At 41.4% G+C, this 15,235-nt stretch carries 12 protein-coding genes; 9 read left to right on the forward strand and 3 right to left on the reverse strand.

Annotated elements, in window-relative coordinates; all coding sequences use genetic code 11:
• The 6 genes from SFRI_RS06380 (at position 1) to SFRI_RS06400 (ending at position 7,659) form a co-directional block, all read left to right on the forward strand.
• A complete protein-coding gene (locus SFRI_RS06380; RefSeq protein ID WP_244262857.1) occupies positions 1-2,439 on the forward strand; it encodes a LamG domain-containing protein in 2,439 nt (812 codons plus the stop codon).
• Positions 2,440-2,450: 11 nt separating this feature from the next.
• Positions 2,451-2,591: a hypothetical protein gene (locus SFRI_RS21645; RefSeq protein WP_167526086.1), complete on the forward strand. Its 141-nt coding sequence runs from the start codon at positions 2,451-2,453 to the stop codon at positions 2,589-2,591.
• Positions 2,584-4,161, forward strand: coding sequence for a hypothetical protein (locus SFRI_RS06385; protein ID WP_011636714.1), 1,578 nt, complete (start codon positions 2,584-2,586; stop codon positions 4,159-4,161). Before SFRI_RS21645 ends, SFRI_RS06385 begins: the two co-directional genes overlap by 8 nt.
• Before the next feature lie 652 nt (positions 4,162-4,813).
• On the forward strand, positions 4,814-5,890 hold the full coding sequence (locus SFRI_RS06390; protein ID WP_011636715.1) for a hypothetical protein: 1,077 nt from the start codon (positions 4,814-4,816) through the stop codon (positions 5,888-5,890).
• 425 nt (positions 5,891-6,315) lie between these two features.
• A complete protein-coding gene (locus SFRI_RS06395; RefSeq protein ID WP_011636716.1) occupies positions 6,316-7,059 on the forward strand; it encodes a DUF4145 domain-containing protein in 744 nt (247 codons plus the stop codon).
• A gap of 120 nt (positions 7,060-7,179) precedes the next feature.
• The gene (locus SFRI_RS06400) at positions 7,180-7,659 is read left to right on the forward strand and encodes a hypothetical protein (RefSeq protein WP_011636717.1); all 480 of its coding nucleotides are present in this window, start codon (positions 7,180-7,182) and stop codon (positions 7,657-7,659) included.
• A gap of 240 nt (positions 7,660-7,899) precedes the next feature.
• On the opposite strand, the gene SFRI_RS06405 is transcribed toward SFRI_RS06400, so the two are convergent.
• Positions 7,900-8,883 (reverse strand): FAD:protein FMN transferase, encoded by a 984-nt coding sequence (locus SFRI_RS06405; protein ID WP_041413467.1) that lies wholly within the window; start codon positions 8,881-8,883, stop codon positions 7,900-7,902.
• Positions 8,884-9,098: 215 nt separating this feature from the next.
• On the opposite strand from SFRI_RS06405, the gene SFRI_RS06410 reads away from it, so the two are divergent.
• Positions 9,099-10,094 (forward strand): 4'-phosphopantetheinyl transferase family protein, encoded by a 996-nt coding sequence (locus SFRI_RS06410; protein WP_011636719.1) that lies wholly within the window; start codon positions 9,099-9,101, stop codon positions 10,092-10,094.
• A 156-nt stretch (positions 10,095-10,250) separates the two neighbouring features.
• On the opposite strand, the gene SFRI_RS06415 is transcribed toward SFRI_RS06410, so the two are convergent.
• Positions 10,251-12,242, reverse strand: coding sequence for an alkyl/aryl-sulfatase (locus SFRI_RS06415; RefSeq protein WP_011636720.1), 1,992 nt, complete (start codon positions 12,240-12,242; stop codon positions 10,251-10,253).
• 215 nt (positions 12,243-12,457) lie between these two features.
• On the opposite strand from SFRI_RS06415, the gene SFRI_RS06420 reads away from it, so the two are divergent.
• Positions 12,458-13,414 (forward strand): LysR family transcriptional regulator, encoded by a 957-nt coding sequence (locus tag SFRI_RS06420; RefSeq protein ID WP_011636721.1) that lies wholly within the window; start codon positions 12,458-12,460, stop codon positions 13,412-13,414.
• Positions 13,415-13,562: 148 nt separating this feature from the next.
• On the opposite strand, the gene queF is transcribed toward SFRI_RS06420, so the two are convergent.
• The gene (queF, locus tag SFRI_RS06425; protein WP_011636722.1) at positions 13,563-14,420 is read right to left on the reverse strand and encodes an NADPH-dependent 7-cyano-7-deazaguanine reductase QueF; all 858 of its coding nucleotides are present in this window, start codon (positions 14,418-14,420) and stop codon (positions 13,563-13,565) included.
• Positions 14,421-14,474: 54 nt separating this feature from the next.
• Here queF and syd point away from each other — a divergent pair, with 54 nt between their 5' ends.
• A complete protein-coding gene (gene syd, locus SFRI_RS06430; RefSeq protein WP_011636723.1) occupies positions 14,475-15,125 on the forward strand; it encodes a SecY-interacting protein in 651 nt (216 codons plus the stop codon).
• Positions 15,126-15,235 lie beyond the last annotated feature (110 nt).

Consider the following 15,235-nt stretch of genomic DNA (forward strand, 5'->3'; position numbering starts at 1 on the left):
GTGAAGTATTTAATGGCTAAAGGCCTTGTTATTGTCTCATTAATCTTGGGACTTTCTGCTTGTGGCGGTGGCGATGTTGAAAAAAATCCGCCTGCGCAACAAATTCCGCAATCTGACGTGTATACCGGCCCCGCAGCAGCAACGGCTGATATTCAAAAATACAAAGCATCATTGTGGGATAATATTTCAACCCAAGACAAATGCGGTGCGTGTCATACAGAAGGTAATCAAGCACCTTATTTTGCCAGTCGCAATGATGTAAATGATGCTTATGCCGCCACGAATCCATTGGTTGATTTAACCGACCCCAAAGCATCACGTTTGGTTAGCAAAGTGGCTGGTGGCCACAATTGTTGGCTCGCCAGTGATTCAGCTTGCGGCGAAACCATGACTCAATGGATTAAATTATGGGCAGATGAACGTGTTAGCAGTGCCAATACTATTGAGCTGACCGCACCGGTTATTCGTGATCCTGGTTCAAGTAAAAACTTCCCAGATGACAACAGCTTATTTAGTCAGCACGTTTATCCCATCCTGAGTCAATATTGTGCGTCTTGCCATAACCAAGGCGTGCAGGCTGCACAGTCGCCTTTTTTTGCCAGTAACGACATTGAACAAGCTTATGAAGCGGCTAAAGGGGTGATTAATTTAGATGATCCTGCGCAATCAAGGCTTGTAGTGCGGTTAGGTTCTGAGTTTCATAATTGTTGGAGCAATTGTGTAGACGACAGCATTGAAATGCGTGATGCGATTATGGCGCTCAGTGATGGCATTGAACTTGATGAGATTTCACCAGACATGGTGGTGTCAAAGTCATTGCGTTTAACCGATGGTATTACCGCATCAAGTGGTGGCCGTTTTGAAACTGACGTGATTGCGCTTTACCAATTTAAAACCGGTGAGGGCACGATTGCTTATGACACCTCAGGTATATCTCCAGCCGCTAATTTGACCTTAACCGGTGATGTAGATTGGTTAGGCAGTTGGGGCTTGTCGTTTACTAACGGTAAAGCGCAGGCGAGTACGGCTAACAGTAAAAAGTTGCATGATTTAATTACTGCCACTGGTGAGCTTTCTGTTGAAGCCTGGGTGACACCTAATAATGTAACTCAAGAAGGTCCAGCAAGAATAGTGACCTATTCAGCAGGAAACAGCGCACGTAATTTTACCTTAGGTCAAACTCAATATAACTATGACTTTATGCTGCGCACGCAAGCATCTAGCATCAATGGTGAGCCGGCATTAAGTACGCCAGATGCCGATGAAGTATTACAGGCAACATTGCAGCATGTCGTGATGACCTACAATGCAACGACTGGCCGCAGTATTTATGTTAATGGTCAATTAATTGATGTGGCCGATGAAGACATTGCGCCACTGGCCAATTGGGACGACAGCTTTGCGCTTATTTTGGGTAAAGAAGCGTCAAACCAGCATGTATGGCAAGGCGATATTCGCTTATTGGCTATTTATAACCGGGTGCTCGCACCTGAGCAAGTACAGCAAAACTATAATGTTGGAGTGGGTGAAAAATTCTTTTTACTATTCTCGATAAGTCATTTAATTGATCTTCCCAATACCTACGTCATGTTTGAAGTCAGTCAGTTTGATAACTACAGCTATTTGTTCAGCAATGCTGCCATTGTCAACATTGATGGTACGCCTGTTGCCGACAGTTTTGATATTAAAGGCTTACGTATTGGTATAAATGGTAAAGAAAGTGCTCAAGGTCAGTCCTACGCCAATCTGGATTTATCAATATCTGCAGGGCAAGCGATTGCAGAGCCGTTTTCTATCTCGGCATTAGGCACCATTATCGCCCTTGAAAAAGGCGCTAATTTGGATGAGTTTTTCTTAACCTTTGAACAATTAGGCGAACACACCAATGTGGTGTTACCTGGGGTATTTGTTACCCCTGCCGAGGTGCCTGCAACCACTCAATCTGCACAAATCGGCGTGCGTAACTTTGCTGAAATCAATCACAGTATGAGTATGCTGACGGGCGTTGACCAGAAGTCGACTAAAGTGTTTAACACCTATCAATTAGTTAAACGCCAATTACCGAGTCTTGAAAATATTGAAACCTTTATTTCAGCTCAGCAAATGGGCATTACCCAGCTTGCCATAGCCTATTGTGACACTGCGATTGAAGGCAGCACTATTCGTGGTAATTGGTTCCCTGATGTGGACTTTACTGCCGTGCCTAGTGTGGCGTTAAATTCGACGAATCGCGCTAATTTATTGAACCCATTAATTAACCAACTTATGCCGTTATCGTTAGCCAGTCAGCCAAGCCAAAGTGCAGTTTACAATGAGCTGGATAGCTTGGTGAGCAGTCTGTCGGTTTGTAGTGGCACTTGTACTGCTGAGCGCACCCGTACTATCGCTAAGTCTAGTTGCGCAGCCGTATTGGCCAGTGCCGTGATGCTAGTGCAATAGGAGGCGACAGTATGAAACGACACATAAAACGATTGATACCATTAACCGCGCAGCAGCTTAGGCAAACGGTTGTTGGACTGACTGTTTCACGATTAACTTATGCAACTGATGTAGCCGTAATACAAGCACAAAAAGGATTCAACAATGACTAGACCTAAGCACCTTCATCCAGACAGTCCATTGTTGTTTGCTGATCATCGTAAGCCGATGACTAGGCGAGATTTTATTTCGACAGGCTTGTACAAAGGCGGCGCTGCAGTTGCTGGTTTGTCACTATTTAGCCTGTTTGCTAACCCTAACAATGCCCATGCGGCGTTATCGCCCGATCTTGAAGCATTAAGAGACTCTTGTGGCATCAGCGTACAAGGGGCGGGCAAAATTCCGTTTATTAGTTTCGATTTAGCCGGTGGTGCCAATATTGCGGGTTCTAATGTGTTGGTTGGCGGCGCTGGCGGGCAGCAAGATTTCTTATCCACGGCTGGTTATAACAAACTGGGTTTACCAGGTGATATGGCTCCGTCTATTGCAAACCCTAATGCGGGAATGTCTGATTTTATTAATACTGATTTAGGGCTGGCGTTTCACTCTGACTCAGCATTTTTACGCGGGATTTTAGAGAAAGTGTCTTCTGATACCGCATCGCGTATCAACGGTGCTGTGATCCCAAATCGCTCAGACAATGACACGGGCAATAATCCACACAATCCAATGTATGCCATTGCGGCGGCAGGGGCGAACGGTTCGTTAATGCCGCTAGTGGGGTCGCGTAATTCAGATTCAGGCGGCAATTCAATGGCGCCCACCAGCTTTATCGATTTAAGCAAACGGCCCACTAAAATTGACCGACCTTCAGACGTAACGGGTTTAGTGGATGTAGGTGATTTATTCAGTTTATTGTCGCAACGAGATGCTGTGGCCGTAATGGAAAGTATTCAACGTATTAGCGCGCAAAAAATGGCGGCGGTGAACACGCAAGTTACCCGCGGTGATGTGATTAAAGATTTGGTTAATTGTGGTTATGTTAAAAGTGCTGACCTTGCCGACCGTTTTGGCGATCCATCAACATTAAATCCATTGTTAGATCCTGATATTGTTGGCCCTGGCGGTATTTTTGGTATTAATGAATTTGACTCAGAGTCTGAGTTCCAAAAAACCGCGTCAATCATGAAGTTAGTGGTGAATGGCTTTTCAGGTGCGGGCACTGTCACCATGGGGGGGTTTGACTATCACACTGGCGAGCGCGCCACAGGTGAGTTAAGAGATTTACGAGCTGGTCGCTGCATGGGCGCGTGTTTAGAATATGCCTCACGTCGTAATATGCCGTTAATGTTATACGTGTTTAGTGATGGCTCAGTTGCTAGCAATGGCCGCATCGATGACTCAATGGAAGGGCGCGGTAAAGGTGAGTGGACAGGCGATAATTCATCAACAGGTGCGTCTTTCTTTTTGGTTTACAATCCGTCTGGCAAACCACAATTAATGGGTGGCAGCGCCGACCAAATGGCCAGAAAACAACAAATTGGTTTTATGCGCAGTGATGCATCAGTTGATACCGCGTCAGCCCCGTCGGCCAATAACGTTAATTTGTTGGTAGAAACCGTATTGCTTAATTACATGGCATTGCATGGCGAACAAAGCCAGTTTACGTCAATTGCCCCAGGACAAGGATTAGGCAATGCAACCATGCTTGATTCGTTAACCGCGTTTCAACCGATAGTGTAGCTTGGTTTTTCTGTAAGATAATCAAAGGACATTGTTGATATTGCACTGGCATGGATGTTACTCAATCGCCTCGAGTGCAAACACTTCTGTGACACGCTGCGAGTACATCCTTGTAAGCTCGGCCATGACGTCCATGTCATGGACGGTCACAGCCGCGCTTACACCCGAGGCTCTATTTCTTCGTCGCTGGCTGTGTATCGACACAAAAGTGCAGAGAATATTGGCTCATGGATTCGGCTGAATCACCTCGAACAAAGGAGCATCTTAATCGGAAGCTGCGCATTTGAAAAAATCAAAAGTGTTAAAAACAAAATCAGCATGAATACTTTTATGTGACATGTACTGATTTTATGTACAGGTATAATGGTTTTTCATCGATTTACGCTAAAGAATGATTAAAAATCGTTCTTTAGTTGTATCGTTTTAAAAATAAAGAAATCATAATTGTCTGATATTGTTATCTTTAATTTTTTGTACAGTGAAAGCTAATTCTACTTTACGCGCAAGCTCGGGTTGTTTTTGTCTGTTAGACATAATTAATTGCTTTACTTCAATAAGATAGCAAATGTAGGATGATATTAATCAATAACTTAAACGGCCGACTTTAAATTTATTTAGCCCTTTAATAAGCTGTTATATTTTTGGGGCAATTATGGCTATAACTGTATTTAGTAAGAAATTTTTCCGAGAAGTTGATGCACTCCAATACTTTTCATTAATTGGTCACAACGTAAAACAAGATCAAGAATTAAAGCTCATTACGGACATAGAAAGATCAATTGTTCGAGCTGATATTTCTTGCCCGTCATGCGGCGTAACTAATGCAATTATTGTTTCTGGAGCTAAAGGACATCGAAACTCTTCTTTACGTCAACCGCATTTCAGGTTTATCGATGAAAATGGTAATGAGTCCCATGATGAGTTTTGTGACTTAAAAACAGTAAAACCATTCAAAGATGAAACATCACATTATGAAAGTTTTACTTTAAATAAATCTAATACAGATACGACTAGAATTATTGGCAAGTTAATATCAAATGCTTTATCTAATAACATTATAAACGTAAGCGATATAGTAGGATTTCGACAATGGCATTTTAATATTAAAAAAAATAATATTGTTTATGTCGATTTTAACTCGGATAAACTCCACCCATATTTGGTTTATCGTCATAGAGAAAATTTAGATTTAAACTTGGCGCTTTCACCAACTGTTGATTCTAAGTCGGTAATTAATAAATTAGCACTAGATAAAGTTGTAGCATTAAATAAAGGTACTCTTGATAGAATATTACAACAACCTAAATTCAAGATGAAAGAACGAGAGCTTGATAAATTCTTTAAAAATGGTGGTAAATCCATTTTCGATGTCAGAAAAATAATAAAGGAATATTATCTGGTTAATATGCTTGGAAATGCAATGCTAGATAGTTTTAACTGTTCTCTTCGTGGCATAAAAGATACTTCGGCTTTACAGGCTTATTGTGGCTTGCTTCTTTATGTAAATGAATGGAGTGTGGATAATAGTATCGAGATGTGTAATAAAATAATTAATTGTAAAATTAACGAGCCAGCTATATTAGGTAATATCATTGGGCTAAATCCATTTTATAAATTTGAACTGTATTCCGCAATTCTAGATATTAATGAAGTTCAGACTGATTTGCCTTCAAGTGAAAAGCTAAAAGAGTTAATGCAAGAAGCTGCAAATAGTATTGTTCAAAAATAAAAAATATAACAATGCGTTTAAAACGTAACTAAAACAGTTGGTTAGGTTCCGCTTCGCTACACATTATAACCAACAATTTTAGTCCGCTTAACGCGACGTTGAACTAAGCCGCTGCGCGGAATCTAATGCTGACTCAATCGAGTGTATTAACCCCATTGAATCAGTTAGACTTAAAAAAGATGTGATGGAACACCACAATGACAAGGGAATTTCAATGAGACACGAACAAATCAAGCCACATATTCAGTTCAAAACGGCTCTACAGCCCAGAACTAGCCTCAAAAAACGTAAATTCCTTTAGCATAAAGCGTACCAATTAACCTGGACTCGGCATCGGCCAAGTCCAACAAGCGATTTATGCCATGCAAACAGCGCAACGCATAAATACTAAAACGTTATGTGCCCAACTAAATAGGAGTTAAATTTTGGATTTAAGCCCAGAATTCAAAAGCGGAAGGTTTCAGTGTCCGCATTGTAAGATTGCATCTCAACAAACATGGTTTGATGTAGATAGTTCGAGTGAAGCTGCCAACAAGATTCTTAGTCATGTTTTTTATGATTATCGGACTAAAATTAAGGACTACCAACAAAATGCAATCTCTGCTTTTATTAGTGAACTAGAGCTCGCGAACGAAAGGCATATGCCCGAGTTCGTACCTGACGGATTTTCTGTCGCAACTTGTTCAACATGTTCAGAGATCTCCCTATGGGTAAACGAAAAAATTGTTTTCCCAAAACAAACGGCAGTGGCTCCGCCTAATGAAGATATGGAGCAAGATATACGAGACTTATATACAGAAGCTTCAACAATTGTTATTGATTCGCCAAAGGGGGCTACAGCATTGCTTCGGCTAGCTCTTCAGTTACTACTTAAGCAGCTAGGTAAGTCGGGAAAAAACATAAATAACGATATAAAAGAGCTTGTCTCCGAAGGATTAAGCCCAAAAATACAGAAAGCTTTGGATTTGCTTCGTGTGGTAGGGAATAACGCTGTTCACCCGGGACAAATAGACCTTGAAGATGGTCGGGATATTGCCTTAAAGCTATTTCATGTACTTAATTTTATTGCAGATGAAATGATTTCAAAGCCCAAGGAACTTGATCTTCTATATGCCGATGTTGTCCCTGAAGAAACTCAGAAACACATTAATGAAAGAGATGGGAAATAATGCCTCGCATCAAGGCCGCACATAACAAGCGCATGTTCTCGGACTGGTTTTCCGCTGCACTCCAAACCAGCCGCAAATGCGGGCGTTAGTGTTCCTTAAGATTGAGTTTTTAAATTTAAGATGAATGAAGAGAACGAAAATTACTTTATAGCAAAGTATGTGGCTGGTGCTTGTGATACTGATGATTTGGTCAATTATGCAAATTATAAGTTAAACAGTGGCATTTATTCTGACGGGTTACTGGGTATCATTGATGCAGAGCCTAAATGTTGGGATATCGTTTCACCTCTTTTTGAAAAACTTATTGCTCAACTTCCCTCATTTGATGATTCAATTCATTTAATAATCAAACATCACTTAAAGTTAATTGCTTGTGAAAAAATCGACCCATTCATTCAATTTAGGCAGCTGCTCAATGATATTGCTAATTTTGATCTACATGAAAATGTGACTAAATATGTTGGTGATAATGTAGGGATCGAGCATCTATATGGGTTGTATTACGCTAGAGATGATTTGGAAGTAAATGACAATTATGGTGTTGTGGAAATAGGAGCCTTAATGCAAGAAGAATCTATCAAGTGGCTATCGGAACACTAACAAACGACTAAACTCCGAAAAATTAACATAGCCATATATGGACCTTCCGGTGAGTGGCGGCTGGGCCAATTCTTTTATGAATAGAAAGAGGGAACAGCCGTTGGTTTCCTCTTGGTCTGGTGTGGGCGAAGCGCCACGACGTTAGTGGCCGCAGGCCATAAGTTCATAAGTACAAATCAAAATAACTACCTGGATCCCGGCTCAAAAGCATTACTGGGACGACGAGAAGATTGTTAATGATTAATCTTGTTGTAGTCCCGTCGATACATGTAACGTTTGTTGATTGTCTATTATGATCGCTTCGTATTCAGGTAACTCATTGATTAGCGCCATGCCTTGTTGTAATCCCATGACAAAAATGGCGGTGGAAAGGGCATCCACAAAAGTTGGATTTTTGCCGATAATCGACACGCTGACAACATTGCGTGCTGAGTCGCCTGTTTTAGGATTAATAATGTGATGATAACGCACGCCGTCTTCAATAAAGTAACGTTCGTAATCGCCAGAAGTTGAAATTGACTCGTTACTAAGTGGTAATTGCACCGCAGTTTTATCGTCAGCACGAGGGTGTTTTATCCCGACAAACCAAGGGCGTCCGATGCGATCGCCCAGTAATGTCGTGTCGCCGCCAGCGCTGATAAGAGCATGTTCTATGCTTGCATCTTTTAATATCGAAATACAATTTTTAACCGCATGTCCTTTGGCTATGCCGCCTAAATCAATTTTGACATCGGTATTAGCAAAACGAACTGAAGAGGTTGATTTATCGAGCATTACTGCTTGGTAGTTTATTGCTTTTAATGCGTTGTTAATGGCTGCTTGGTCGGGCTTTTGGTGTTTACGGTAATCATATTGATAGCCGATAGAAGCGTAGGTGATATCAAACATGCCGTTGGTTAATTTGGCAATATCTTGCGCGTCGGTGAGTAAATCAAATAGCTCTGGGCTTATGGCCACAGTTTTTGTGGCGGCATCGCGATTAATGATACTGAGTTCGCTGGTGGCGATGTAAGGACTCATTGTTTGATCAATGCGCTGCATTTCATGCTCTACAGCGGCAATTAAACTTTCTGCCGTTGATGACTCGGCAGTGTCGGGTAGCCAAAACTCAACATGGGCCAGTGTTCCCATTACATCAAAACTCTTTTGATGCCATTGAGCAAACGCAGCGTTTGAGCTGAGTAGCGATAAAAATAGCATGATGACTAAACTGATTATGCGCATGAAGGTATAAGCTTTCGATGTTGTGATGATAGTGGTGATTGTTGATGAATTAGCGTCAATCATCAACAGTAAAAGTGAAAATATCTTTTTTGATGCTAAAAGTGCTTATTTGCACTACTCGCTATATGGGTTTTATTTGACAAAACTCTCGCGGCATCGGTCTTATTACGGTAATTTAGCCGTATTATCGTTTAATAGAGTGTTATGTATTTTTAATGTCGGTCATGTCCTCTGCAACTCAATCAACGACACCATTAGCTGTTCAATCAGGCACTCGATCAACAGGGCTTTCTCAGCCCTATGTTTATTTTGTGCCGCTTAATGGGGCGCTATCACCTGCTGATTATGAAGCGGGTTTAGCCTTAGGTTGGTTAACTGATGACGAGGTCGTTAAGGTGAGCCGTTATAGGAGCTTGTCGGCACGCAATAATGGTTTACAAGTACGCTTAGGGCTTCGGGCTGTGTTATCACTGCATAGTGAACTAAAGCCCAATGAGTGGCGTTTTAATTACGGTGCTAAAGGTAAACCGGCACTAACACCAGATTTGTTGGCGAAAACAGGGCTGCATTTTAATTTAAGTCACAGTGGTGAGTGGTTAATGATTGGGATTTTAATTGCTTCCAATGCCGAACAAAAAACTGAGCCAGCGAGTGAAGATGCAAGTAACGAGTGGGTATGTCGTCCTCAGCAAGCTATTTGCTTTGGTGTCGACATTGAACGCGAGCGCAGCAGTACTGATATAGTGCCCATTTTGAATCACTATTTTACCGACGCAGAAACCAACACCTTGTTGCAATTGCCCGAGGAATTACAACGACAACGTTTTTTTGATCTGTGGTCTGTAAAAGAATCCTACATTAAGGCGCGTGGACTTGGATTAGCGTTATCACTCAAGTCATTTAGTGTTGATTTTAGTCGTTCACAACAGTGTCATATCCCGCTACAGTTGATTGATAATGGCAGTAAGCCAATCGAGTTACATAAGCTAGTAAAGCTGAAGTTCACTGATAGTAAAGAGCCTGCCGCAAGCGATTTTAGTTGGCAAACGGTGATGGGACGACTCGATGAAGAATACCGTTTTGCAGTGACTTTGGGGTTGGCTAGCTCAGCAGCTTCTACCTTGGCAACTGAGTCATACTCCATTTACAACACGTTATCGTGTACTCAATTAAGCCTTGATGATTTGCTGAATGTATACAAGGAGTCTTAACCAAAGCAGAGCTTTGGCTAAGACTCAAGTGAGTGTCAGTCTTTAAACCTTGCCAACATAGGTAACATCAATACAACCAACATGACACGGCCAATCCCAAAACCGCTAGCATTGAGCCAATCAGCCCATCATTCACGTAAATATACCGTCACTCGATTAGTTTAATGGCACAATTTCAAATTGGTCATTGAACTGCACTAAGGTTGAGGCTATTTTGCCAAAAGCTTGTTTGTCGCCGGTCATGTTAGCTTTACCTTGTTGTAGCAATTGTTTTAATGATGTTTTACCTAATAACATGTTGACCATATCCGTTTTGGCAATCGTTAATGTGGCATCGGCAGGTTGTGGGCTGTCAACAACAATATTGTTCAAGTTTCCATGGCTAAGCTCTACGAATATGGTTGTTTCAACGTCACCTTGTTTAGTTTTAGTGACCACATTTAAACTGACGTTTCCAAGTTTAGCTGCGGCTATGCTATCGACTTTTACGGCAAGAAAATCAAATAATGTAGTCACATCCATTTCACCCAACACATCAGCCGATGCCGACTTAGGTGCGCCTGGTTGAATACCCACGCGTAACTCTTGTGCGCCAGTTAAATAGATGTTTCTCCAACCTGCGCCTTCAGCTTGATAACCCAACTGCTCATAGGCATCGGCGAGTAAATCACGTGCCTGTTGATGACTAGGCTCCGCCATCACGACTTTGTTTAATACAGTGGCAACAAATCGGTAATCACCTTGGTTAAAGTCCGCTTGTGCTTTTTCAACCACTTTGTTGGCGCCGCCCATGTATTCAACAAACTTAAGCGACTCTTTTTTTGTGGGTAAGGGATTCAGATTGGCAGGGTTCATATCGAAATAACCCAGATACATATTATAAACTGCTTTGGCATTATGGCTGTAAGTACCGTGATAGCCATTGGTGTACCAGGTTTGCTTAACCTCTTGCGGAATAGTATTCATGATCGCATTGCCAATATCTTGTAATACTACGCCTTGGTTAGCTAATCGTAATGATTGGTTATGGACCAAACCATAGTTATCGCGTTGCATTTTAAGGTAAGTGTTTACTTGTTCGTTGCCCCATACCGGTGCTGAATGCGATGCAAAAAGCACTTCAACATCTTGGCCGAACGAGCTGATCATTTGGTTAATATTTTTAGACCACTTAAGTGCATCGCGTACTTTGGCACCTCGTAGGGTGTAGATATTGTGCATACCATCGTAGGTAAGCTCTGCCGTCGATAACGCTTTTTTTGACGGAATATAGGTCACCATTTCACTTGCTGCTTCTGTACCAGACACGTCCATAAAGACCATTTCTAGGCCATCAATGACCAGAGTTTCCCATGGTCCTTGTTGATTAATTTCATAATCTGGTTTTACGTAAGTGATTTCGCCTTTTGATAATCCTTTTGCCAATGCTGCATCAATAATACCGTGATTATTTTTACCCAGTGTTACGCCATATTGGTAACTGGCTCGGCGACTCATGGCATTACCTGCAAGCACATTTTCGTCTACTATTTCAGCGGTAATATTATTTGAACCGTACACTTTCACGTCAGGATATAAGTTTTGAACCCCGCGCGCTCCACCAAAGTGATCTGCATGACTGTGGGAATAAATCATTGCTACAATGGGTAAGTTGTTGCCTTCTGGTAAGTGTTCAAAAGCAAATTTTAGTGATTGCTCTGCGGCTTCTTTTGTTAACAGTACATCATAAACAATCCAGCCTGTTTCACCTCGAATCAAGGTCATATTAGATAAGTCAGTGCCACGAATTTGGTAGATACCATCAGTCACTTTATATAAACCGTTGGGTACCATATTAAGTTGTGCTTGACGATAAAGTGATGGATTAACCGAGTCAGGAAATTGTTCACTGATAAAGCTAAATTCTGCCCGTAAAATGTCAGCGGTTACTTGGTCGAACTCAGCAATTTGGTTTCGACTAAAGCGGTCAAAGGCTGTTTTATCGTTAAAGTTAAGGCCTTTTGCAACTTCGGCATTATGCGCCGCCGTAACGGGTGTAGCAGGCTTGCCTGAATAGTCGACACTAATGTGGTCGTGTTGATGTTGAGCTGCAAATACAGTGAATGGAAGTGTCGTTAGCATTGAAATGGCTATGAGGGATTTTTTCATCAATTAGTTATCACCCTATGTGTATATAAAATGTAAAAAGATGAATTTATCTTAGTGGCTAAACATCAAAAGATAACTATAGCTAAATGGTGGTAATGCATTTATGTTGTGAATGTATAGGGAATGGATAACGTATTAGTAATGTCGCTAAAGCCAGTAAGTGGAAATCTTGGTTTAAAAGCATGGAATAAACAGAGCAGGGCGATGGAGCCAACATGGGTGATGAAATAACCAATAAGCTAGGTCAGCAAGTCTATAACAAACTGCCCATGCTGGATTTAAACTTATTGCGGGTATTCTGTACTGTGTGTCAGCATTCGTCTATCACTCGTGCGGCAGAGCAGTTAGGGTTAACGCAGTCATCGGTCAGTAATGCGATTAACCGTCTTAAGCATGCTCTGGAATGTGAATTGTTTATTCGTATCGGTCGCGGTATTGAGCCAACAGCCATCGGAACTCATATTTTTAATACTGTACAACCTATGCTTGATACCATTGAACAAACGTTAATGGGGATTAAAGCGTTCGATCCTAGTACCTCTAAACGGGTGTTTACCATTTATGCTAATGAAGCTGTTATCGATTTGTTACAACCACAGTTAGATAACGCATTAGCGCATTTGTCTGTCAGGGTGGTGCTACGCAACTCACCTGTTTTTGAGGCTGAGCAGTTTCAAGATTTGCAAATGCAAAAAGTGGATTTGGTCATCGATATCGTGCCACCAAAACTGAAAATGTTTAGTTGCCAAAAAGTTGCACAAGAACGAATCGTCTGTGTGGTGCGCCAAGGCCATCCGGTGATAAAAAACCATCTAAGTCGAGACGACTATTTTGCCGCCGAACACGTTATGTATCGATTTCATCGCGACAATATGCGTGTGGCGGACATTATTGCTAACGCACCTTTGCCACAACGAACTTTATACAGTGAGCAGTCATCTTTATTAAGTATGCTGTCGTTGATCAGCAAGTCTAACGCGATTGGTATTGCCCCTTATATTTTCACCCAAAACTACGCTGAGTTGTTTAAACTGACGTTACTTGAACTACCTTTTGAAACTCGTCCAATCGATTTGTACAGCATTTGGCCAACTAAGCACGCGTTAGACAAGTCGTGTATTTGGTTAAGGAAAACCATCGTTGAGTTAATAGAAAAGGCTTATAACCTCTAAACTTAGGGTTTTATATCGCGCGCTGTAAATAAGGTTGTGAGCCACAGCAAACTGCCAATAAAAAAGCCAACCTGATTTAGGTTGGCTTTCATGTTTTTTCAGCTAGTAACCATTGGCGATGATGAATCGTTCACATCATCAATCGCGATTATTGTCTGGCTAAGCGATTTGATTCAGGTGGGTTTTCAAAGTCGCTGCGGTATGGATTGATGTCTAAGCCACCACGACGCGTGTAACGTGCGTAAACGGTTAACTTAGTACACTGGCAGTATTTTTTTAAGTCGACAAAAATACGCTCAACGCACTGTTCGTGAAACTCATTATGCTGACGGAATGAGATTAAATAGCGCAGCAATTTTTCACGATCAATTTTAGGGCCTTGATAACGGACCATCACACTGCCCCAATCGGGTTGCGAGGTGATTAAACAATTAGACTTCAATAAGTTTGAGTTCAGTGTTTCTGCCACGTTTTTATCAGGATCTGTACCACCGATTAAATGGTCTGGATTAAATTCGTACTCGGTTACTTCAATATCCAAGTCATCAATACACGTACCCGGCAAATCAATAATTCGTTCAAGATTAAAATGCTTAGGTTCGATGACTTTTACGGTCACTTCGCCTTCAGCACAAGCGGCTAAATCGCGGCTTAAGGTTTCTTGTACGGCTTCGACACTGTCAAACTTAGTTTGGTTAAAACTATTTAAGTACAGTTTAAACGATTTAGATTCAATCAAATTGACACTGTTGATATCTAACTGAACTTCCAAAATGGCAACAACAGGCTTGCCTTTAGCATTAAGCCAAGACAATTCATATCCGGTCCAAATATCGGTACCGTGAAAAGGGAGTTCACCACTTAATTGAATAGCATCTCGGTTAAGTTTACGTGGAACCCCTTGCAGCAGTGACGCGTCATACTCAGCTTGATAAGCAGTTGCTTGGCCTAATGTAAGGCCTTTTAATGCTGCTGCATCACTATAAGGGTCGTGATTGTGTGTCATCTAATCGGTTTCCGTGTCAAAATATGGTTTTATTATAAACTACGAGTGGCTTAAGTGTCTTGTTCATCTGCATTAGATTGCTTTATAAAAAATTATCTTAAATCTTATCAAGATACGCTATCTGAATTTCCGCGCTATTATCCTTTGGGCGAAGACTCAATATGTATTCAAGGTACATTTAATGCGGACACTGATGATACCGTGTTCTGGCAGCCTGTTAAACGTGACAATGTCGCTGACTTTAGTAACGTGGAGCATGCATTAAATATTCAATTACACCAAGATATTCATGCATTTTATGGCCAATATTTTTCAGCGCCATTACCGTTTACTGCATCATTTGGTGACGGTGAATTACTCCAAGCATGGAATCAAGATGACTTTGAAAATTTGCAACAAAATGTAATTGGTCATTTGATCATGAAGAAAAAGCTTAAACAACCAGCAACTTGGTTTATTGGTGTGTTAGGCGAGGGCGACGAAATGCTGACGGTAAACAATGACGATGGCAGTGTGTGGATTGAAATTCCTGGTGAAAAACAGCGCACTAAATTAGCCGAATCATTGACCGAGTTTTTAGAAAGCCTATCTCCGATGATAAAACCGCCATCAAAACCCGTCGAGGAATTACCTCATACGGTAGATCATCCAGGAATTTGGCAACGCATTAAAACCATGTGGGATTATTTGTTACGTAAAAAGTAACCGCATGAAGCATTGAAGTGCCATTCTAGGGGGGCTTCAATGCGTTCATTGAATGCAAACACGAGCATTCAAACACGAATATTCAAACACTCATCTTCCTCGTAACATCC

Source organism: Shewanella frigidimarina NCIMB 400, from assembly GCF_000014705.1.
GTDB lineage: Bacteria > Pseudomonadota > Gammaproteobacteria > Enterobacterales > Shewanellaceae > Shewanella > Shewanella frigidimarina.